This window comes from Cupriavidus sp. 30B13, from assembly GCF_049059565.2.
GTDB lineage: Bacteria > Pseudomonadota > Gammaproteobacteria > Burkholderiales > Burkholderiaceae > Cupriavidus.
The window spans coordinates 2,921,452-2,944,151 of sequence record NZ_CP188224.1 but is presented as its reverse complement, the minus strand read 5'-3'; the positions used below and the strand labels follow the sequence as shown (position 1 = coordinate 2,944,151).

Genomic DNA, 22,700 nt, shown 5'->3' with positions numbered 1-22,700 from the left:
ACGATGGCATCGATCGACACTGTTGGGAGTACCAGCCTGCAGTCGGGCTCCATCGGGCTGCAGGATTTTCTAAAGATCCTGCTGACGCAGCTGACCTACCAGGATCCGCTGAAACCCATGGACAACCAGGAATTCATGGCGCAGGTGGCGCAGTTTACATCGCTGGAGCAGACACAGCAGTTGAACAGCAAGATGGATGCGCTGCTGTCCAGCCAGTCATCGCTGCAGTCGGTGGGGTTGATTGGCCGGACCGTGGAAGTCTCTACCCAGTCCGGTACCGTCGTCGGCACCGTCAGCTCACTATCGCTAGCGGGCGGCGCACCGTCGTTGACGATCAAGACTGCCGCCGGCGCAGAGCTGCCTAACATCAGCCTGTCACAAATCAACGTGGTGCGCTGACGCGCGCCTCACGGCACGGAACACAGAACGCACTAGACAGGGGGGGGAACGATGCTTGATTCCATCTACATCGGCATGACCGGTCTCATGGGGTATTCGGAAGGGCTGAAGGTCATTGCGAATAACACGGCGAACATGAACACGCCGGGGTTCAAGAGTTCGACATTGCAGTTTGGCGACCTGCTTTACACCGACGGTAAGTCGGACCTTGGCCTTGGGGGCTCGATGTCGGGTCACGGTTTTGGCCTCAGCACTTTCGGCACGACTCTGAATTTCAACTCTGGCGAACTACGCCAGACCGGCAATAGCATGGACTTGGCGGTCGATGGCCTGGGCCTGTTCATGCTGCAAGCACAGGACGGCAGCATCCGCTACACGCGATCCGGCCAGTTCGACTTTAACGACGCCGGTGAGCTGATTACGCGTACCGGCGGACTCAAAGTCTTCGGCATCGACGCCGCAGGCAACGTGGGCATTGTATCGGTGGCCGGGGCGCGGACCAGCGCGGCCAAGGCGACGGGCAAAGTGTCGTTTACCGGCAACCTGTCCAGCACGGCCACCGAGCAAACAGTCGGCAACCTGAAAGTCTTTGACGTGGCGGGCGTGGAACACGCCCTGTCGCTCAAATTCACCAACGGCAGTGCCACCACGCCCGGCAGCTGGGCGGTGTCGATCCTCGACGGCACCACGGAAGTCGGGAACGGCACGATCCAGTTCACCAACGGCAGCCCCAGCGCGGATACCGCGCAGCTGACATTCAGCTATACGCCGCCTGGGCAGGCGGAGATGTCGGTCACGCTGGATTTCAGCAAGGATGTGACGTCATTCGCCTCCGGCAACCTGTCCACCCTGGCGGCGTCTGGGGGGGATGGCACACCCGCAGGCACGCTTGCCAACATTGGCTTCGATGAGAACGGCTTCGTGGTTCTCACGTACTCGAACGGCGAGTCCACCAAGGGAGATCGCCTGCTGTTGGGGCGCTTCGATTCCAGCGACGCTATCAAGGCTGTGGGCGATAACCTGTTCATGTCCACCAACGATTCCCTTTGGCATCAGGGCGTCGCGAACTCCGACGCGTTCGGCGGCATCAAGCCCGTCACGATCGAGATATCCAATGTCGATCTGTCGCAGGAGTTCAGCGATTTGGTAATCATGCAGCGTGGCTATCAGGCATCGTCCCAGGTTATTTCGACGGCCAATGACATGCTGCAGGAGTTGTTCACGATGAAGAGCCAAGCATGACAGCCGCACGCGGGAGCATGACCGCGGTGCCGCGAGAACTGATTTGGTGGCGCGAGGCGGACCTGGCCCAATGGCGCGAGCTCCTGGAGCGGGCGATGACTGCTTTCGCCGTGGCTTGGGACCTGGATGTCGCCGTGTCCGCGTTCGGCAATGCCGGCGATATAGTTTTGCCTCCGGTATTGCGATCCGAACTAGCCTGGGCTCCCCTCGAGACCTCGGGTTTATGGGTCGGGTGCGCCGATGCGCCCGTGCTTTCGGTCCGGCGCGCGCTATTTGGCCACGAGGAAACAGAGGCATGGCAGCATGGCGATGAGCGCGACGGCACCCTGACGACCGATGTGGCCAACGAGGCGTGGCGTGCGCTGGGTGGAGCGCTGGCTGGTGTCTTTCTTGTTCCTGAGGACGATCGCAACTTCCCGGTGGCGGTTACGTATCCCGTAGCGCAGCGCAAGCCCTGGTCCGGGGCGTTGATGGCAGTCATATCCGTCCGCGGCAGCATGTCCGTGCAGTTTGGCCTGCATGTGCCGCCTGAGCTGACTCGTGTTTCCGCTCCAAAGTCGCCACGTCCGGGCCTCCCGTCGCGTGCGCGCATAGCGCTGACGCCAGTAGCGGCGGCCCTTGGCAGCCAGCCGATTGCACTTGTCGTCACTCTTGCCGACATCGAGCTTGACCTCGGCGCGCTGCTTGCGATGCAGACCGGAGATGTCGTCACGATTCCGCACTCGCTCCAACAGCCCATGACGCTTGCGGTGCGCCACGCCAACGGTGGTGCCGGAGAACCGGTCGCGCACGCGTTTCTCGGTGCTGTGCATGGCACAAAGGCCATTGAATTGGTCGGCTTGGCCGACCGGCCCTCTACTCTCACGCATTGAATATCATGCTCGACAATGAAGCGGCGCCCCGCGCGCATAACCCTCAACCCACGGATGTCGCAGCGGTCGCTGCGCAACCACTGACCTACGAGCCATTGCCCGACACGCCGTCGGCAGTTGGGACGGCGGTGGTGCGGTCGGCAAGTCCGCTGCTGGGCGTCAGGGCTCGACTGGAGGTCTGCATCGGCGAGACCGAGACTACTGTCGGCGAATTGCTCGGCGCCAAGGAAGGCCATGTATTCCAGTTGGATCGCGGGATTGACCAGCCCGTCGATATTCGTCTCGACGGCAAGGTCATTGCGCGAGGTACGCTTGTCGCCGTGGGCGACAGTTTTGCGGTTCGCTTGACCGAACTGCCGCTGCCACTGAATCCTTAATATGCGGAGATTTGGGACACCCACGCAGTGTATCGTTGCTGGCATGCGTCTTCCACGGACGGTATTCGCGTTGTCTGCGGCGATGCCTGTGTCGGCGGCGCCGGCGATGCCGGCCGGGCCAGAGGCGACTTCGCAAGACGCGCGGCCCCGGGCGACTCCTTCAACTGCAGTACCACTGCCCTACAAGCAGGAGGATGACGTACCGTCCGGCGCGGCCAGCGTATCGATCTTACTGCTGGTCATGGCGCTTGTGACTATGATCTGGGCGTCCGCGCGCCGTCGCGGCCATGCGCCGTGGCTTGCGCGCCTGCTGCGTATTCGTCCAGGCACTCGGCCCAACGACGCACGCGTCGTGGTATCCACGCCGACATCGTTGAACCCGGCGATACGTTTGCACGTCGTCGAATGGGACGGTGGGCGCCTGCTGGTGGCCGCCAGTGCCGCGGGCAACGTTACGGTGCTCCAGACCTGTCCGCCGACCGGCATGGATGGCGTGCCGGACGCGGCGCTAGCAGAGCCGGAGGCCGCGGATCAATGACCGACCCGTTACTGACCTCGGCCAGTAGTACGCTACGAGAGCTACGCATGGTAATGTTAGCTGTCGCGCTTGCGTTGTCGTGCTTGCCCGGACTTGCCGCCGATATCGACGGGCCAGCAGACAGCCCGACCTCAGGCGCCGCCTCCGAAGAGGGGAGCGGTTCGTTCATTGGAAGCCGCTCAAGCAAGGCGAATGGCGGTCCTGGGGTGGCGCTTGACGCCGAGGCGAGTGCGACCGGCGACGGTGCCGCATTGCTGCGAAGCGCCATCACCATTGAACGGGATGCGGCTGCAAACGAAAGTTCCCCGGCCATTGTTGGAAGTACCAGCGCGGCGCGCAGCGGCGCGCGCGACCGGACCGCCGCGGTCGGTGGTGGATCCCATATCTCCGCGTCGCCAGCGGCACTACGCGCCGCTGCCAGACCAGCGGAGATTCGCATCACGCCCGACGAGACCTCGTTCGCCCTGCGCGCGGTCATCGGCCTTACCGTGCTGGCCGTCCTGCCGGCCATGTTGATCTGCCTAACAGCGTTCCTGCGAATCATTGTGGTGCTGTCGATGCTGCGTCACGCAGTCGGCATGCCGGAGACGCCGCCGAACACGGCGCTGATCGGACTGGCCTTGTTTCTCACGCTCTTCACCATGGCACCGGTGCTGCAAACCGTGAACACCGAGTCGCTGCAGCCGTTCATGCAGGGCCGCATTGGCATGGAGCAGGCATACACGCGGGCCAGCGGGCCGATGCGTGACTTCATGATCCGTCAGACCCGCGAGCAGGATCTGGCGCTAATGGTGGAATTGTCGAAGGCAAGCAAGCCGGAGACGCTGGACGACATCAGCAACGTCCAACTGATCCCAGCGTTCATGCTGTCGGAGCTGCGCGCCGCTTTCCAGATCGGCTTCGTGGTGTTCCTGCCGTTCCTCCTAATCGACCTGATCGTTTCCAGCATCCTGATGGCGCTGGGCATGATGATGATGCCGCCGATGACCATCGCATTGCCACTGAAGATACTGATGTTCATCTTGATAGACGGCTGGAGCGTCTTGCTGAAAGCCTTGGTGGGGTCGTTCCATTGAGCAGAGCTACCTCAACTTCTGCCCACGTCCATGGGCTAACTGTGTCGGCCGAAGGAGCCGAGCGGGCGGACGCCGAGGTCGCGCTGTGGCGGAGCTGGCGCGAGACACAGGCCGCGGAGGCGAGGGAGGCGCTCATCTGCCACTACCTGCCTTACGCGCGCATGGTGGCTGCAACCTACTACGCGCGGCGCACACACGACGAGATCGAGTTCGATGAATACCTGCAGTTCGCCGTGGTCGGCCTGGTAGAGTCGCTGGACCGTTACGAGGACGGTCGTGGCGCACAGTTCAAGACGTTTGCGTCGCGCCGGATGCACGGAGCGATCCTGAATGGCCTGGAGCACATGACCGAGAAGCAGCAGCAGATCGCGCTGCGGATGCGGCTGAGGCAGGAGCGCCTGAAGGAAGTTAAGATCGCCGCCCGCTTGGCCGCGGAGGAAGAGGAGCGCCAGAGCGAGAGCAGCCGTGCGGCCAAGGGAGCCCCGTTTCGCTACCTGGCGGAGGTTGGGATAGGCGTGGCGCTAACATTCCTGCTGGAGGGCACGGGCCTGGTGGAAAACGACGCGCTCGCCAGCGCACCGACGTCCCAGTACTATGGCAGCATCGAATTCCGGCAATTGCAGCAGCGCTTGCGCCATTTCGTCGGCACGCTGTCAAAGCAGGAACAGACCGTCATCCGCTCGCACTACCTGCAGGAAATCAGTTTCGAGGAGATAGCCGGCACGCTTGGTGTAACACGCGGACGGATCGCCCAGATTCACCGCGCGGCGCTCGACAAGTTGCGGCAATCGCTGCGATCGCACAATCAATCGGATGTGGCGTGGTAGCGCAGGCGCGGCACCGACAACTGGATACCTTACTATGGCAAACCACCGCCCGGCCGCGGAAGCGCTGGCACGGCTGACACGGCTGGAACAATATCTGCGGGAGGATCCCAACAACCTGCCGCTGCTCGAGGATGCATTCAACGTGGCCTTTGCCGCTGGCGAATGGGAGCGCGCGCGGTTTCACCTGCGCCACGCGGCGGCGTTGGGTGTGACCGGACACACGGTGGATTTCCGAGAGGCTCACCTCGATCTCGCGGCGCATCGCTGGCAGCAGGCACGCGCGCGCCTTGAGTCCATGCGGGCAGCCCCCGGCCTGCCGGTCGAGGCGCGGGACGCAGTTGCGCACGATCTGGCCTATGCTGCCTTTCGCCAAGGAGACCTGGATGGCTCCCACGCCGTGCTGGCGCCACTGATGGAACCGGTCGAGGCCCGACCTACGCCCGCGCAACAGATCTTGTGGCTCCGGCTACTCCATCATGCTGGTCGCCTGGAAGATGCCGTAGAGTGGGTGCGTTCCCGGATATCTTCTGACTGGCTTGTGGCGGACGCCTCGGGCGTGGCGAGCCTGGCGGCATTGGACCTTGGACAGCTTGATGTGGCTCAAGCCTGGGCGACGGCCGCGCTTCGCGAAAACAGCCAGTTGCTCGAAGCGTTGGTGGCGCTGGGGACGGTCGCGCTGGCCCGGCGCAATCCCACACAGGCCCGTGCCGCGCTGCGCGGCGCGCTCGAAGTCCATCCCCGAGATGGCCGTGCGTGGTCGGCGCTTGGGTTCGTGGACCTGCTGGAACAGCAGCTGGATGCTGCCATCTATGACTTCCACCAAGCGGTCCAGTCCATGCCTGACCACATTGGTACATGGAACGGGATGGGATGGACCAATATCGTCCGTCGTGACATGGAGGCGGCGGCACAGGCATTCGAACGTGCGATTGCATTGGACCGCAACTTTGGCGAGAGCCATGGCGGTCTCGCGGTTGCCTATGCTTTCCTTGGCAGGCGAGAGGAAGCCGAGCAGGCTATCGAGCGGGCCAACGGCTTGGACAGGACAAACCTGGCCAGCCAGTACGCCAGCGCGGTGCTTGGCGGCGATGCGCGGGATGTCCAGACGATTCAACGTTTGGCGGTGCGATTGCTTTCCCGTCGCGCGGGACCGGCGGGTGGCACGATGGCCGATTGGCTGCCGCCTGTCGTGGAAGCTACTCGGGAAGCGGGCGACACCGGTCAGTAGATTCCAGGCATGGCCAGTTAGATTAACAGTTGACTCGCCTCCCGGATAACGGCGGCAATTTCCGGCTCGGATTCCATATGCTTTTGGACATCATCGACGAGCTGGTAGAAGCGGGCGTCGTTCATCAGTGTTTCACCAAATTCGGCCAGCAGCACGGATTCCAGGAACACCCGGAATGCCTTGCGGGGCCGCTCCGGATCGTCGGGATCAATGGCCAGTACCCGTCGTGCGACGACCGCCGCAAGGTCTGTTTCGGTGCTGGCGCCTTGCACGGCATCGCGTCTGGCGCCGTCCTTGCGCGCCGGGACGGCTTCACCCGCGCGGCCGTCCCTCAGTGTGGCAACTTGGGCGCGAATCATTGCGGCGAGGCGGCTCGGGCCATCGATCTGCGTCATGAAAACTCAGTAATGATTGTCTGTGCCATCGCAGGTGGCATCAATTGAGCGAGCCGCCGCGTTGGTAGTTGGTGAGCAGCACATGGGCGGACGCTGCTGGGCCGGGTGCTTCCGGCTGTACAGCGGTCTCCGCGGTTGGCACCGCTGCGCTGGTCTCTCCCACGGAGTCTGCCATCCTCTGCAAGACCATGGCGATATCCGCATTCAAAGGCGCGTTGTCTGCGTTGGCTCGCATGCCTTGGTGGAACAGTCGGGCGGCGTCGGACATGTTGTCGTGGGCCAAATGGGCAAATCCCTGCACGAACAATGAAAGCGGATGCTCCTGGCCAAGGTCCAGCAGAGGTTGCCACGAGAGCATCGCCATCGGGACGTTACCCGAAGTGAACTGCAGCAGCCCCAATTGATATCGCGCGATATGCAGCGCGGGATCGAGCAGCAACGCCCTAGCATAGGCAGATTCTGCCTCCGCATAACGGCCAGCCTGGGCTAGCTCGCCGCCGGCCAGCACGTAAGGGATGGCGGCATGGGGTGCAAGCGCGCTCACTTGGGCCAGCAAGGCCAGCGCGGTCTCGCCGTCGTTGCGCTGGCTGGCCGCAATGGCGTCGCGCAGCAGCGCGTCGGGATCTGAAGTTCGCAAATCTGACAATTCTCGCAAGGACGGCAGGCCGTGCACGGCCTGAACAGGTACGCCTGGAGCGCTCAGCATGGCTGGCAACCGCGACGGAAGGGTCGCGACCGGGTTGGATAACCACAGCCGCTCTCAGTATATCCAACGCTGTCTTACCCCGTTTAGTTTGCACCATACTGGTGCAATCGCGAGCACATGGTTGTCCTGCCGCGCGCGATGGTCGGCTAAACGCTTCGCAGAACCTATGGATGTCTTGGTTCGAGGACCGGTCGATGTTGCTGAGCGAATTGCCAGCCCGACTGTTCGTGAACCAACCGTACACAGGTAAAGCACAATCCATGGTAGCGATCGTCAGCGGCAACAGCCTCGGCCTGAATCTCACGTCCCTTGCCACGCTCGGGCAACGAGGATTAATAGGTAACGCTTCGCAGGGACGGAACGGCGAGCAGTCCTACGTCAATATCGTCACGGGCAACCTGGTCCTGCAGGACCGCGACGACGGATTGGTCGGTCTGGGCGGGGCGGTCAGTGTCCTGCGTACGTACAACAGTCAAGGCCGGTTTGCTGACGACAACGGCGATAACTGGCTCAACGGCCTGGACGCCCGGATCCTGATCTTCGGCGCGCCGATGGCGTCCGGTAGCACGATCAACCGCACTGACAGGGACGGATCGGTTGCCGTCTACGCGTTCGACAGTTTTTACGGCGCCTACGTTAGCACCTCCGGTGGTGGCGCCTACGACAAGTTTACCTACGATGCGGCCCAAGGCCAGTACGTCTGGACCGACGGTGATTCGCAACGCAAGGAGACCTACGGAACGGACGGTCGACTTCTGCAAAGCACGGACGCCCAGGGCAACACCCTTACCTATGTCTGGGGACAGTGGGGTGTCACGTCGATGACGAACAGCGCGGGAGAGGCGTTGTTGCTGGACTACGACAACGGCAGCAACCTCTCGCGCGTGCGCTCGATGGTGCTGGTTAATGGCACGCTGACATCCGTGCGCACGGTGTCTTACGAATACGACAGCTCCAACCGCCTTTCCGCCGTCACAGTGGACCTGACCCCCGACGATGGTACGGTCGCTGATGGGAACGTCTATCGGACGACCTACACCTACGACGGTGCCAGCACCCGCGTGGCGTCGATAAACCAGACCGATGGCACGCGGCTGGCGTTCACCTATGTGCAGACTGGCGCCACGTTCCGCGTTGCCACCGTGACGGATGCGCTGGGTCAGATCACCTCCTATAGCTACGACCAGGCGAACTACCGGACCACGGTGACCGACCCTCTGGGCCACGCCACGCGCTACAGCTACGATAGCAAGGGACAGCTCTACAACATCGAGTCCCTGAGCGCGACGGGGGTGCCGACCCAACTCGTATGGTTCGACTACAACCTTAGCGGCGACGTTGTCCGTGCCTACGATGGTGAGGAGCGATCCGTTTCATATGAGTACGATGCAAACGGCAATCAGACGCTTCAGCGCGACAGCCTTGGCAACACCGTGCGGCGTGTGTATGACGCACAGAACCGGCTGCTGACGGAAACGATCTACCTGGTGCCGGATCCGGACGGCGAAGACCAGTTGCAGCCCGAGGGGCCCCAAACGACCCGGTACGTCTACGATGCCGGTAATAAGAGCGAGCTCCGCTTTACGATCTCGGCGCAAGGGCGAGTGACCGAATATCGCTACGATGCAGCGGGGAACCGTATCCGCAGTATCGAATACACCGCGGGCACCTATACCGTCGCATCGCTCACAGAGACCAGCGTCCTTGCCGAATCGCAACTGGCCACCTGGGCCGCTGCGCAGGATCAGCGTCGCGTTGTACGGACCGACATGACGTATGACTTCCGCGGCCAGTTGCAGTCGACGACCACCTACACGAGCGTCGATGCGGCAGGCAACGGCGTGGCGGACGGCGCCGCAACGACACAATTCGTCTATGACCAACATGGCCTGTTGCTGAAGACGATTTCCGGAACCGGTGGGATCACGCAATACAGCTACGATGGGCTTGGTCGCCTGGTGGCAAACATCGATCCGGCCAACCAGTTGACGATAACCCAATACGACGACGCCAACAACAAGACATCGGTCCGCTCGGCCAACGGACTGGTGACCACTAGTGCCTATGACAAGGCAGGGCATCTTGTCGGTGTGGCGCAATTCAACGCCTCGGCTCAAGCACTGGGTCAGAGCACGTATGCCTACGATGCGGATGGGCGCCTGGTGATGAGCCAGGACGCCACCGGCGTCCGCAGCTGGATCCTGTACGACGACAGGGGTCGCAAGAGCGCCGACATCGACGGCAACGGTACGTTGACCGAGTATGTCTACAACGACGCGGGCCAGCTGACCGAGGCAATTGTCCATGCAAACGCCATACCAATCGGGCAGCTCGTCAATGGACAAGGCACGCCGACGAACCCGCTTCTGGCCACCGTGCGGCCGGCGCCTTCAACGCTGGACAGCAAATCCTGGCGCATTTATGACGGTGCAGGCCGGCTGATCATGTCGGTGGACGCGAGCGGCGCGGTAACCGAAACGAAGTACGACGGGGCGTCGCGAGTGATTTCCGTGGTCCGCTATGCCACCCTGGTCAATCCCGCCACGCTTGGTGCCCAGCCGGCAGTGGACAGTGTGGCGCGGCCGACGTCGGCAGACGATCGCGTGCTGCGCAACTTCTACGATGCCGATGGTATCCTGCGCGCGACGCTCGACGGCGAGGGCTACCTGTCGGAATTGCGTTACGACGCCGCCGGCCAGTTGACTGATCGCATCACGTATGCCACGGCCACCGATCCGTCGCTACGCGCGTCCGGCACGCTGAGTGAACTGCTGCCCGCCGCGAACGGTGCCGATGCGCATTTTGTGTATCTGTACGACGCGCATGGCCAGTTGACGGCCGAGATTGACGCCGAGAACTTTATGACCGAGCGGGTCTACGATGCGGCCGGTAATGTTACGCGCAGCGTTCGGTATGCTACCAAGATCGGTGGCACGGTCACGGCCGCGTCGGACATCAATACAGTCCGGCCGACAGCTAAGGCGGCGGACCAACTGACTGTATGGGCCTACGACCAATTCAACCGCGTTATCAGCGAGACCAACGCCGAAGGCACGATCACGTCCTACACCTACGACGTGATGGGCAATCGCACCTCCACGTCGACGGCAGTAGGTACCACGGACTTGCGCACGCTGAACGTCCGTTATGACATCCAGGGCCGCGTGGTTGCAGAGCTGTCGGCCGAGGGCGCTTCCAAGCTGACCACCGGCATGACCCAGGCTCAGGTCGATGCCATCTGGGCGCAATATGCCACCATCCATACATACGACGCGGCGGGTCGCCGTACCAGCAGTACGGATGCAAACGGCTTCCTCACGTTCTATTTCTATGATGCCGACAATCGCCTAACGCACACGGTCAATGCGCTTGGCGAGGTCACAGAGCAGCAGTACAACGCGCAGGGTTTGCTGACTGCGTTGATCCGCTACGGCACGCGCATTAACATCTCGGGCTTGACAGGTCCCAACGCCGGTGGGATTGCCAATGCGGCGCTGAGTGCAGCAATTGACGCCATTCGCAATCCCGCGTTGGACAGCAAAGTCGCCTACACGTATACCGCCAATGGCCTGGCGGCCAGCGCAACCGATGCGACGGGCAACCAGACTACCTTTGCCTACGATGCATTTGGCGAAGAAATTACTCGCACCTCGGCGGTGGGGGACGGCCGCATCGTCGTGCAGCAGACCAGCTACGACAAGCGTGGCCTGACGGTCCAGTCGCTGCTGGATCCGGCCGGCATGCGCCTGGCCACCGGCACGGTCTACGATGCGTTTGGCCGCGCTATCCGCTCCGTGGATCGCAACGGCAATGTCAGCGAGGCTAGCTATGACCGCCTGGGACGCACGGTCTCGACGAAGGATCCGCTTGGTGGCGTGCGGGCGACTACCTACGACGCATTCAATCGCATACTGACGCAGTCGGACGCGCTCGGCAACGTCACGACGTACGCTTATTCGGACAAGAATCGCACGGTGACGGTGACATTGCCTGGCAATATTGTCACGACCACGACGCACAACCGCTATGGACAGACGGTTAAGCTAACTGATGCCAAGGGTAACGAGACGCTGTACAAGTACAACCCGAACGGCAGCCTGATCCAGACGGACACCAACGTCACCCAGACCAAGAACGCCTACGACCGTGTCGGCCACCTGATCAAGTCAACGGACGCCAACGGCAACGCAATCAATTACACGTACGATGCCGCTGGGCGCGTGCTTACGCAGCAAGTGGACCCCGGTGGTCTCAACCTGACTACCACCTACACATACGACGCGCTGGGAAACCGGGTGACCGTCAAGGACCCGCGCGGCACTGTCACGACCTATCAGTACGACCAGAAGGGCCAAGTTTTGAAGCAGTCGGTGGATGCCGCCGGCTTGAACTTGCAAACGATATATGCCTACGATGCTGTCGGCCGCGTGCTGACGGTCACTACGCCAAACGGCATAGTAACGGCGTACGCCTATGACAAGGCGGGGCGCCGCATCAGCGAAGCGGTGGACCCAGCCGGGCTGAACCTTACCACGACCTACGCCTACGACGGCGACGGCAATGTGACCAGCAGCACGGACGCCAATGGTAACGTCACTCGCTTTGCCTACGACGCCAACGGTAACTTGGTCTTCACCCTGGCGGCAAACGGGACCCTGACCCAGTCGGTCCATGACGCAGAAGGGCACGTGATCCGTGCGATCACCTACGCGACGCCGATTTCGATGGCTGGCCTGCCCGCTGTACCCACCATCGCCGACATCACGGCGCGGATCGTGTCCGCGCCCGCCAGCGACATCGTCGACTCGAGCGTCTACGATGCGACTGGCCGCCTGCGCTACAGCGTGGACGGCACAGGGGGTGTCATCGAGTATCGCTATGACGCCAACGGCAATGTCGTCGAACGCATTGCCTACGTCAATCGCATCGCGTTGGCCAACTGGAACGGTACGTCCAGTCCGACGGTGACGGCTGACCCGGCCCACGACCTGCACCTGCGCACGGTTTACGACGATGTTAACCGTCCGGTCTACACGATCAATGCCGCTGGTGTCGTGACCGAAGTCCGATACGATGACGTGGGCAATGTGCTGGAGCAGATCACCTACGCGACCCCGGTACCGGCCAACACGGCGGCCACGGTCTCTGCCATCAAGGCCGCCGTCGCTCTGGTCGCTAACGCCGCAAAGGACGCCCGTGTCCGCACGCAGTATGACGCGGCCAACCGTCCTACCTATAGCGTGGACGGCACTGGCGCGGTCACCCTGAGGGTCTATGACAAGGCTGGCAACCTGACCAGGCTGGTCCGCTACGCCACCTCTTTGTCGCCGGGCGCTGCATTCAGCGCCGTGGTGTCCAGCCCAGCGGATGTCGTGACCGCTTTTGCTTACGATGCAGCCAGTCGCCAGGTATTCCAAGTGGACGCACTAGGCGGCGTGACCGAGCGTAGCTACGATGCCAATGGTAATGTGACGACCAGCACGCGCTATGCGACGGCCCTGGTTGGCACGGTATTGACGCAGGCTCTGGCCAGCCCGACGCTTGCCACTATCCGCACGGCCATCCAGCAGGCAGCCGGAGACCGCACCGAGCGCTACGGTTACGACAATGCGAACCGTGCGGTCATTGCGATCGACGCGCAAGGCACGGCAACCGAAAACACCTACGATGCTGTAGGGAATGTGGTATCGGTCCACACCTATGCCAAGCCGGCGGACTTGAGTGGCCTGACAGCGAACTCCCCGCTGGCCACGTTGCGATCGCGCCTGACTGCGGATGCGGCGCACGACCGTATCGAGCGCAAGGCCTATGACGCGGGCAACCGGCTGGTGTATTCGGTGGACGCCCTCGGGTATGTCAAGCAGACCCAGTACGACGGCATTGGCAATATCGTCAAGGCGACCCAGTACGCGCTGGCGATCCCGGCCGGTGTTGCTCCGACGGCGACTGCCATTGGCGCCGCGGTGGTGACGGCCGTGGCGCTGGACCAAGTCAACACGTTTGCCTACGATCCCGCGGGTAACCTTGTGGCCAGCTCGGACGCGTTGGGCGCATCCGAGCGGTACACGTACAACGGCCTGGGCGAGAAGCTCTCCTACACCAACAAGCTCGGCAACGTCTGGACCTATGACTACGATGCTGCGGGGCGGCTGATTCAGGAAACGTCGCCACTGGTCAACCTGATGACGGTGGGGCCTGTTGGCCCCGGCGGCAGCCTGCAGGGCACGTTGTACCAGACCACGACAGTGGTAACGCGCTACCAATATGACGCGCTCGGTAACCTGTTAGCCCGCACCGAAGCTGCCGGGCGGCCGGAAGAGCGGACTACGCGATACGAGTACGACGCCCTCGGCAGGCAGGTCAGAACAACGTTCCCCCCGGTCGGGGTCTATACCGCTGAATCGGCAGGCAGCCTCGCGGCAGCGGCGCAGAACGGTGGCACCACGCGCTCGGAGACCGTGCGCTCGTTGACATCGGAAACCTACTACGACACGCTGGGCAACGCGGTTGGCGGCAAGGACGTCGCCGGTAATACGAGCGCCAAGGTCTACGACGCGCTCGGCAACGTTCTGTATGAATTGGATGCAGAGGGGTACGTCACCGGCTACACGCGTAATGCGTTTGGCGATGCCACACGCATGGTTCGCTATGCTACGCGGACCAGTCTTTCCAACACTCCATTCGCCGGCGCCAGTGGCGCGCCGACGCGGGCGGCCGTGGAGGCCGCTATCAACGCGGCGGGTATCGACCACAGCCTTGACCGGGCAATCTTGAGCGCTTACGACAAGCTTGGCCGCGTGATCGAGCTTGGGGAACCGCAGGCGTTCACGTACGACTCTAGCGCAGCGGCCAATGCCCAATATTTCATGGCGGGGCGGACCACGCGCACGACCTATGACGGCTTCGGCAACGCGGTACAGGTCAGCCAGTTGCGCAATGCGGTCACCAATAGCTGGACCACGACTACCAACTACTACGACCTACGTGGCAACCAAGTGGCCACGGTGGATGCACTAGGTTATCTGACGACGAGCAACTTCGATGCCGAAGGCAACGTGGTCGCCCAAACCGAGTATGCCAACGCGATTGCCGCCGGTAGCTGGTCGGTGGCCGGCTACAGCTTGCCGACGGGTTCCGGCGATGACCGCACGAAGGCGTATACGTTCGACAGGGCAAATCGTAAGATCGCCGAGACGCGTATCAATGTGGAGTACAGTGCCTCCTCGAACGGATCGAGCCAGCGCAGCAACCTGACAACGTCGTACACGTACGACGCGGTCGGAAACCAGACTAGCATCACGGATGCTCTTGGCTCGGTGACCTATAGTTACTATGACGCTCTGGGCCGAGTCAAAGCAGTGGTCGCGCCCCCTGTCAACGGTGGGGGTAGTTCGCCTGTCACCACACCCTTGACGGAGTTCTATCGTGACGCCTACGGCAATGTGGTGTCGCAGTCGGAACGTATTTACGGGGCGAACTACGTCTCGGTCAACTCCTATACGTCAACCCAGGGGCCGGGTGACCGTACGAGCTATACCCAGTACGACCTGCACGGCCACGCAATACAGTCAACCGATGCTACGGGCGCGAGCGGCTATGCCTCCTATAACGAGCGGGGGCAAGTGGCCAAGACGTGGCAGGCAGTCACCGGCAACGACGGCCTTACTCGTACCCAGCTTGAGGTCTACCAGTACGATAAGCTGGGTCAACTGACTCACACCGTGGACCCTGCCCCCGGCCTTAGCTGGTCCGGACTGAACGACAATGGCCTTGAGTACAACGCGTTTGGTGAGGTCGTTCGCAAGGGCCTCAATGGGGGGTGGCAGGAGTACTTCGACTACGACAACGCCGGTCACCTCTGGCGTACCAACAACGGCGACGGCGTTGACCGCATCACGCTGTTCGACCTGAATGGTGACGCCACGGCCGATCTTCGTAGTGCTGGCATCGGGCGCGATAATATCAATATCGCGAACATCGCGAGCGCGGACGCGGCAAGGATGTACACAGATCTGCGTCGCACGGACACGCAGTACGACGCGCTTGGCCGTCAGGTGGCGCAGTCCGGACCAGAGCGCCTGGAGTCGCAAGGTGGGGTGTCCGTGGAGCCGATGTCGGTCAATTTCTCGCTACAGTCCGCGACCTCGGCCGGCGACGAATCCGGGAACGCCCAATGGGTCGGTGCCAATCAGATCAACCTGTCGTGGTCTGGTCTGGCATCGCTGGGTAGCGGTGCCGTGCGCGTCGAGGTGGACTACGTCAGCAGCCCGTACAACTACGGAACCTACGTACGGGATGAAAGTGGCAACTTGGGATTTCCGAAGGACGAAAACGGCAATCCAATCTTCAGCACCATGCCCGGCGTCACGCAGTCCCGTTCGCAGATACTTACTGCGGAACAGGGTGCTTACGGCGCTGTCTTTTCCTGGCAGGATTCCTATGGCCAGGTGGGCGGCATCAGCAAGGTGACGCATGTACGCGTCTTCAAGCAGGATGTGCAAGGCAACTGGGTCCTGATCCACGATCAGGGAGGGGCGGGAATTGGGGGTAGTGCCATTGAGGTCCGGGCTCCCGCGGATCCAATGGAGCAGGTCTACCTGCAAGTCCGTCCGCTAAACGGTGGCGGCACGTGGGGTGACCCGCTCCCGCTGACGAATTTTGGGGACGTGCTGCGCTACAACGCCGCAGGTCTGTCCCCGGGCGACTATGCATACCAAGTACTGACTGTCGGTCGGGACGGCGCGACGCATATCACGGCGACAGGTTCGGTTAACGTGGCAGTGCCCGCGCTTGCGACAATCGGTGTGCCGGTGAGTTATGGGGCCGCCGGCGCCGGCGTGCTCGCGTGGCAGAGCCCGGGTGACAACATCATCCAGACCGTCAACTATCGTCTGGCGGGAAGCAATGGAGGGTGGCAGTCGTTGGTTGCAACGTCGCGGGGTAACGGGTATTACGGCGTGGATACCTCGGTGCTCGGCGCGGGGACGTACGAGTTTGAGCTGCTGTGGAGGCAGGATGGCGTATCGGTCCCCTACGCTCATGCGACTGGCCAATTCCAGAAAATTGCCGAGGTCCCGGGATACTGGGTCCCACAGGTCAATTATCCGCCGATCAGTGTGAACCTTGCGGATGGGGTGGTCGGTTCCACGCTCACCACGGACGAAAACGGCAATCCGATCTACGCACGAGACGAGAGTGGAAACATTATTGACGCGACGTCAGTCAAGGTCATGCGGTGGGCGCTGACTGGCGGGAACGTACAGTTTCTCTACCGGCCCACAGGCGGTGGAGCGTGGACGGCACTGCCCGTGATCATGCAAGGCGCGGACGAGTCTGGCAACCCCGCCTACCAATTTGTCAACATATCGGGCATTCCGCCGGGCACGTACGAATACCAAGTGCTCTCGACTAACGCGAACGGGAACCTTATCGCACAGGGTACTGGCTCGCTTACGTCCTACGCGCAGGGCCCTGGTCACTACGAGACGGTCAACGTGCAGGTGCAGGTCCCGGTGACCGTCTATCCTCCGGATCCGTCGCTCTACATTGTCGGCGCGACCAAAGCCCAGTACACCTATCCGGTTGTGACGGCCACAGACGAAAGCGGAAACCAGACGCTTGGCCCGCACTATGCTTGGCAGGGCAGCGTGGTGGTTGCGGTTCCCTACACGGAGACCCAACTCGTCGGCTATCAGGAGCAGTGGTATACGGTTCAGGTCCCGACGCAAGGTCCCCCCGTGATGGTCCAGGACGAGTCGGGCGCCATGGTGCCCGCGCGCGACGAAGCTGGCAACATCATCTACACCACCGTCTATGTAACAGAGTGGCGCTCGCAGTGGGTCCCGGTGTACGGGCCGGTCACGATCTATCCGCCTGATCCGAACCTGTACATGACCGTCGCGCCGCACGCGGTCTACAGTTATCCCGTCGCTGTCGGCACGAACGAAAGTGGCAGTCAGATACTGGGCGAACACTACGCTTGGCAGGGCAACACCGTTGTCGGCGTGCCTTACACCGTGTACCAATGGCAGACCCAGCAACAACAGGTCTGGGTGCCGGGCACTACACCGCCACCGACCAGTCAGTCGACCACACCACCTTATACGCCTGCGTACTACGTCAACACTGTTCCGGCGCAGTATGGTGTCACGGTATCAAACACGTCGGCAAGCCCCATCAGCATCGCCCCCGTGGTGTTGGGGCAGGTATCGGCGATCGACGGAGCATCCTACTGGAGTCGCCCGACGGTCCAGCAGAAGCTCGACCGTTGGGGAAACGTGATCGAGATCACTGACCCACGTTCACCGTACTGGAAGACGACGTATCGCTATAACGCAAACAACCAGGTCATCGAGGAAATCAAGCCCGACGAGAACGGCGCTCAGAGTTCCCTGAGCCCGGTGACGCGGATCACTTACGATGCGCTGGGCCGACAGGTGTCTGTTACGGATGCGAACGGCCATATCAATGGCTTGACCTACGATGAGGCAGGTAACGTGACCGCCGAACTGCATGCGGACGCCGGCATCGTCCGCTACGGCTATGACGCGTTTGGCGACAAGACTCTCACCATCGACGCGCGGGGCTATGCGACCAGATATGGTTATGACAACGCGGGCCGGCTGATTTCCGCCGCGCACGCACAGGTCCAAGTGACTTCGATCAATGCCGCTTACCAATTGCAGGACTATGGCTGGCAGAACCTCACTGAGCACTATTCCTACGACCAGGCCGGCCAACTGCTGAAGCAGAGCAACGGCGCAAACGAGACCACGAGCTATGCCTATGACCTGCGCGGCAACCTGATCTCTACCACGCAGCCACTCCTGCAGGTGACGTACGTAAGCTACGACGCTTATGGCCACAAGAATTATGAGCTGGATCCCAACGGCAACGCGTCGACGTGGACGTACGACTATTTCGGCAAGTTGACGAGCCGTACCGATCTCGCTGGCGCCACATACACCTATACGTACGACAATGCGAAGCAACTGATCTCACAGACCAGCGCACGGGGTGCCTCGATTGCATACAGCTATGACGCGGCGGGCCAAACGACAATGGTCCGCCAGACCGTCGACCCCGCGCAGGGAATCGAGCAGGTCACGACATACGCCTACGACTTGGCTGGCAATCATGTGCGCGAGAAGACGGTCCAGGGCGGCGTGGTCTACCAGGACAACTTTCTGGGCTATGACGCGCTCAATCGTCTGCGCGACGTGGCGGATGGGCAAGTCCATATCTCGTTCCAGTACGACAAGGTCGGCAATCGCACGTACATCGAGACGCATTCGGTTGATGGGGGAAACCGTGCTGACCAGGCACGCTACTTCCTCTATGACGAGATGAACCGGCAGATCGTGGTTGACGGGGTCAACAGTGCCGGAGCCATCGATCCCAGCCAGGGCCATGTCATTACTTATGACAAGAGCGGCAACCGCGTCTCAGATGTCCACTGGGGCAATCAGGTCGTCACCGCTGGCGGCCAGACGGTGATCGATCACTATGACGAGTCGGGCGAGGCCGTGTATAACACGACGCCGGTCCAGTACATCCTACAGCAAGGTTTTACAACGGAAGTCTATGCCTATGACGGTAACGACCGTCTGATGGGCGTCGTACGCGACGGCGTGCAGATTGACCATCGCTACTACGATGGCGCGGGCCGCGTCACGATGAGCGGCCCGAGCAACCTGCCTGTCGATTACGTGACCAAGCTCAATGAAGGCGTCGCGCAGGACCAGACCACCGGTTTGGAGGCGCATGTCAACCAGTACGATGCGAACGGTCGCCTGCTGCACCAGCGTACTCTTAAGAGCAATGGCGCGCTGAAGACGGATGTCAACTACAACAGCTACGACGCCGCCGGCAATGTGCTGCAGTACGCGTTGACGGACTACGATGGCGGGTACACCAACACTTACACATATAGCCTGCAGCTATTTGACAGCTATAAGGAAGGCACGATTTCCGGCACGAGCACGAAGCTCAATCCGGGCTCGACCACGAGCAAATACGACGTCAACGGCAATCTAGTTAGCATTACCGACTCGACCAAGCCGGAAAACAACCGCACCTTCGTCAATGACGCGAGCGGCCATGTGCTGATGGTCAACCAGGGCGGCAACGTGGAGCGCGAGCTTGTCGTCAATGGCGAGGTGGTTGGTCAGCACGGTGTGGGAATTAACCCCGTCACGCCTCGCAACAATCAGGGCAACCCCAATTTCTCGTACATCGCAGACTTCGATTTTGGCTACCAGCCGATCGTGGGCAACTACCCGAATGCCTCGCCGGGTGCCTACACGGTACAGAGTGGCGACACGCTGCAGAGCATCGCGCGCAGCGCGTACGGAGACTCGGCGCTGTGGTACCGGATCGCCGACGCCAACGGGTTGAGTTCTGACCGCGATTTGCGTGTCGGGCAGACATTGAACATCCCGAACAAGGCGACAGGCGTCCATAACGACGGTGGCGTGTTCAAGCCGTACGACCCGAGCAAGATCGTCGGCGATACGACACCGAATCTACCGACGCCGAGCGCGGAAGGCGGTGGAGGAGGCGGTGGGTGCGGTCTGATCGGCGCGATCATTGTAATGGTTGTAGCGGTGGTCGTGGCGTTCTATACGGGACAGTATTACTTGGTGGAGGAGGGGTGGTCTCTTGCTGCGGCAGGTGCGTTGGGTGCAGCGGCAGGTTCGGTTGCAAGCCAGTTGGTAGGCATGTCAATCGGGCAACAGAAGGATTTTGACTTCAAGGCAGTGGGGCTCGCCGCGATCGCTGGCGGGGTCTCGGGCGGTCTGACGGGATTGGATACGGGGGCCGGCAACATTGCCAACGCGATGGTCCGAGCCGCTATCACAAATGCTGTCACTCAGGGGGTTGGGGTCGTCACAGGCGCGCAACACAGTTTCAATTGGGTCGGAGTGGTGACATCAGCGATTGGCGCTGGCGTAGGGCAGGGGGCTTCGGACAGTCTGTTAGGCGAGGCGCACTACGACGCGGATGGGCGCCTCTTGTCAAGGGACAGTACCGATTTTTCGAAGGGATTCGCCGAGACGTTTGGAGGGGCAACGAAATTCGTTGCTGGCGCGATCAGTGGCGCGGCAGCGGGGTTGGTGGCCCAGGCGGCTGTTGGTGGTAGAGTGACCGGAAAACAGATCGCGATGGATGCGTTTGGCAATGCGCTGGGTGGGAGCCTGGCGGACCGCTCCAGTAGTGTCAACAGCGGGCAAGAAGACGTCCTTGGCCAGAAGATTGCGGAACTGCAGCAATCGCCTATCTGGAACGATCCGGTGTCTAGCCAGCCCGGCTTCGACAGCAACGCGGCGTACAACCAACTGGTGGGTGCCTTCAGCCAGCCGGGTGGCACTTATAGCGGGGGCGGATCGTCACAACTGCTGGCGGCCAATGGCATCACGCAGCCCGGGCAGCCGGTGGTGATGTCGGATGCGGGCGGTGGTGGCTATGACGCCCACAATGCGCGCGTGGCCCAGTTGCAGACCCTGGCCGGCCAGGCGTTGGGCGAGGGTGACCGGTATAACGTCGACGGCACTATTGACAATATTATGGTTACCGGCGGTGGGCAGCCTCCGTCGCCCGAACCGGTGGCGCAGCCGCCGCTGCTGCCAGTAAGCCAAGGTGTGCAGCCGGGCATCACTGCGGTGGACCCTGTGACGGGAGCAATTACTTGGGACACGGGAGCGGTATCCAATCCGATTCCATATCCGAACGTTGTTGGAACACAATTACCGCCGGTGTTTGGTGACAGGGTTGCCGCGCTGTCGAGCGAGAGTAACGGACAGGCCTTTCTGCGCGGCTGGTCGGGTGGATACATGGGCGTGATGGAGGGGCCAGATCCGTCCGCAGCCCTGATGGCGGGCAAGTATCTCCGGGAAGGCTGGGACAGCACCAAGCAGTTCGGCTATGACATGATTGGTGGCACTGCCGTCGACAAGGCTCGGGCCAACTTCACCGCTGGTGACTACTTCGGTGCCGCCGTATGGGGTGCCAAGTCCTTGACTGATGCGGGGATGGCCGTCTTTGGTTTGGCTGCGTTACGCCCCTTTGCCGCTGGGGCAGAGACGGTAGAATCCGTCAGTGCAGCCCGCGCGGTAAAACCATACTCTGGAGATGTGTATGCCTCAGACTTCGTTGGCCCGGTTCAGTGGAAATACTTCTATCGTGGTGATGCATCGGCGCGGACAGACTTCCTGTCTTCTATGGCGCAAGAGCGCGGTGTCCCGGCTACTACTGAATTCCTAGATAGCCATGCGGCAGGTGGACTCAACGACATCTATGCAGCGCACGGGGTCGGCAGTCAAGGCCTGCCAACAATCGGTGTGACCGACAATGCGGCTGTTGCGGAATATTTTGCTCGCGGCCCGGCACAGAACCAAAATGGCGTCGTCACGACGTTCCGCTTGGCCGAACGTGACGCGACGAACCTTGCTATTCCGAACTATGAGAATCCTCAGGCATTCTTTGAGCCGAACCCACACATTGGTTTGCCGGAACGTGAATACCTGTTCCACACGCAGATCGATCCGAAGTTCATGTTCCAACAAGTACCGGTGAAACCAAAATGAATGAGATCCGTCTGGCATGGGAGCCAGAAAACCTGACGCCGTTGCAGGCCATAGAGGAGCGCCTGATGGCCTACACGAAAGGCCGCGGCGGAATCATCATTATGGGAAACGGCACGTTGCTTTCCTTGACCCAAGGAGGCAGCGATATTGAGGATGCCAAGAAAGCGCTGAATGAAGCCCGATTCATCATTGATTTCCGGGTGGTTCCCCTAAAGGAAGGGGGGTACATGGTGGCGTTTCACGATGCCGTTTCGGTGTTCGTTGGGCAGGACGAGTTCGAGCAGATGAAGGGCGAAATCGAAACTAGGCAGGGCGACTTACGCTTCCCCGGTGAAGCGTTCTTCGTGCCATCTAATGAACCACCTGCGCATATGCTGGTTGGTCTCTATGCACGCGGAAAGCTTCAGCGAGATGCCTACTTCTTCAATTTTTACAAGCGCATTTAGGGGCGTGGC

The 22,700-nt window shown here is 61.5% G+C and carries 12 protein-coding genes; 10 read left to right on the top strand and 2 right to left on the bottom strand.

Features of this window, described 5'->3' with window-relative positions:
* Positions 1 to 3: 3 nt before the first annotated feature.
* From ACKI2N_RS32255 to ACKI2N_RS32220, 8 genes are all read left to right on the top strand, one after another.
* Positions 4 to 399 (top strand): flagellar hook capping FlgD N-terminal domain-containing protein, encoded by a 396-nt coding sequence (locus tag ACKI2N_RS32255; RefSeq protein ID WP_420997920.1) that lies wholly within the window; start codon positions 4 to 6, stop codon positions 397 to 399.
* A gap of 51 nt (positions 400 to 450) precedes the next feature.
* Positions 451 to 1,641, top strand: coding sequence for a flagellar hook-basal body complex protein (locus ACKI2N_RS32250; protein ID WP_420997919.1), 1,191 nt, complete (start codon positions 451 to 453; stop codon positions 1,639 to 1,641).
* Positions 1,638 to 2,513, top strand: a complete 876-nt coding sequence (locus ACKI2N_RS32245; RefSeq protein WP_420997918.1) for a FliM/FliN family flagellar motor switch protein — start codon at positions 1,638 to 1,640, stop codon at positions 2,511 to 2,513. The genes ACKI2N_RS32250 and ACKI2N_RS32245 overlap by 4 nt, the downstream gene beginning before the upstream one ends.
* A 5-nt stretch (positions 2,514 to 2,518) precedes the next feature.
* On the top strand, positions 2,519 to 2,890 hold the full coding sequence (locus ACKI2N_RS32240; RefSeq protein ID WP_420997917.1) for a FliM/FliN family flagellar motor switch protein: 372 nt from the start codon (positions 2,519 to 2,521) through the stop codon (positions 2,888 to 2,890).
* Between the two features lie 391 nt (positions 2,891 to 3,281).
* Complete coding sequence (locus tag ACKI2N_RS32235) at positions 3,282 to 3,428, top strand: hypothetical protein (RefSeq protein ID WP_420997916.1); 147 nt, start codon at positions 3,282 to 3,284, stop codon at positions 3,426 to 3,428.
* A gap of 53 nt (positions 3,429 to 3,481) precedes the next feature.
* Complete coding sequence (gene fliP / locus ACKI2N_RS32230; RefSeq protein WP_420997915.1) at positions 3,482 to 4,504, top strand: flagellar type III secretion system pore protein FliP; 1,023 nt, start codon at positions 3,482 to 3,484, stop codon at positions 4,502 to 4,504.
* Between the two features lie 41 nt (positions 4,505 to 4,545).
* Positions 4,546 to 5,331 carry a sigma-70 family RNA polymerase sigma factor gene (locus tag ACKI2N_RS32225; RefSeq protein ID WP_420997914.1) on the top strand — a complete coding sequence of 262 codons (786 nt, stop codon included), beginning with the start codon at positions 4,546 to 4,548 and terminating at the stop codon, positions 5,329 to 5,331.
* A 34-nt stretch (positions 5,332 to 5,365) separates the two neighbouring features.
* A complete protein-coding gene (locus ACKI2N_RS32220; RefSeq protein ID WP_420997913.1) occupies positions 5,366 to 6,559 on the top strand; it encodes a tetratricopeptide repeat protein in 1,194 nt (397 codons plus the stop codon).
* A gap of 17 nt (positions 6,560 to 6,576) precedes the next feature.
* Here the strand turns inward: ACKI2N_RS32220 and ACKI2N_RS32215 are convergent, their stop codons facing one another.
* Positions 6,577 to 6,954 carry a hypothetical protein gene (locus tag ACKI2N_RS32215; protein WP_420997912.1) on the bottom strand — a complete coding sequence of 126 codons (378 nt, stop codon included), beginning with the start codon at positions 6,952 to 6,954 and terminating at the stop codon, positions 6,577 to 6,579.
* Between the two features lie 40 nt (positions 6,955 to 6,994).
* Positions 6,995 to 7,660 carry a hypothetical protein gene (locus ACKI2N_RS32210; RefSeq protein ID WP_420997911.1) on the bottom strand — a complete coding sequence of 222 codons (666 nt, stop codon included), beginning with the start codon at positions 7,658 to 7,660 and terminating at the stop codon, positions 6,995 to 6,997.
* 194 nt (positions 7,661 to 7,854) lie between these two features.
* Between ACKI2N_RS32210 and ACKI2N_RS32205 the strand changes: the two genes are divergently transcribed.
* The gene (locus ACKI2N_RS32205; RefSeq protein WP_420997910.1) at positions 7,855 to 22,245 is read left to right on the top strand and encodes a LysM peptidoglycan-binding domain-containing protein; all 14,391 of its coding nucleotides are present in this window, start codon (positions 7,855 to 7,857) and stop codon (positions 22,243 to 22,245) included.
* Positions 22,242 to 22,691, top strand: a complete 450-nt coding sequence (locus ACKI2N_RS32200) for a hypothetical protein (RefSeq protein ID WP_420997909.1) — start codon at positions 22,242 to 22,244, stop codon at positions 22,689 to 22,691. Before ACKI2N_RS32205 ends, ACKI2N_RS32200 begins: the two co-directional genes overlap by 4 nt.
* Positions 22,692 to 22,700: the final 9 nt, after the last annotated feature.

Excerpts from the sequence above, each read along its gene's own strand:
- ACKI2N_RS32255 (WP_420997920.1), top strand. The coding sequence starts at position 4 with ATGGCATCGATCGACACTGTTGGGAGTACCAGCCTGCAGTCGGGCTCC.
- ACKI2N_RS32250 (WP_420997919.1), top strand. The coding sequence starts at position 451 with ATGCTTGATTCCATCTACATCGGCATGACCGGTCTCATGGGGTATTCG.
- ACKI2N_RS32245 (WP_420997918.1), top strand. The coding sequence starts at position 1,638 with ATGACAGCCGCACGCGGGAGCATGACCGCGGTGCCGCGAGAACTGATT.
- ACKI2N_RS32240 (WP_420997917.1), top strand. The coding sequence starts at position 2,519 with ATGCTCGACAATGAAGCGGCGCCCCGCGCGCATAACCCTCAACCCACG.
- fliP (WP_420997915.1), top strand. The coding sequence starts at position 3,482 with ATGTTAGCTGTCGCGCTTGCGTTGTCGTGCTTGCCCGGACTTGCCGCC.
- ACKI2N_RS32220 (WP_420997913.1), top strand. The coding sequence starts at position 5,366 with ATGGCAAACCACCGCCCGGCCGCGGAAGCGCTGGCACGGCTGACACGG.
- ACKI2N_RS32215 (WP_420997912.1), bottom strand. The coding sequence starts at position 6,954 with ATGACGCAGATCGATGGCCCGAGCCGCCTCGCCGCAATGATTCGCGCC.
- ACKI2N_RS32210 (WP_420997911.1), bottom strand. The coding sequence starts at position 7,660 with ATGCTGAGCGCTCCAGGCGTACCTGTTCAGGCCGTGCACGGCCTGCCG.
- ACKI2N_RS32205 (WP_420997910.1), top strand. The coding sequence starts at position 7,855 with ATGTTGCTGAGCGAATTGCCAGCCCGACTGTTCGTGAACCAACCGTAC.
- ACKI2N_RS32200 (WP_420997909.1), top strand. The coding sequence starts at position 22,242 with ATGAATGAGATCCGTCTGGCATGGGAGCCAGAAAACCTGACGCCGTTG.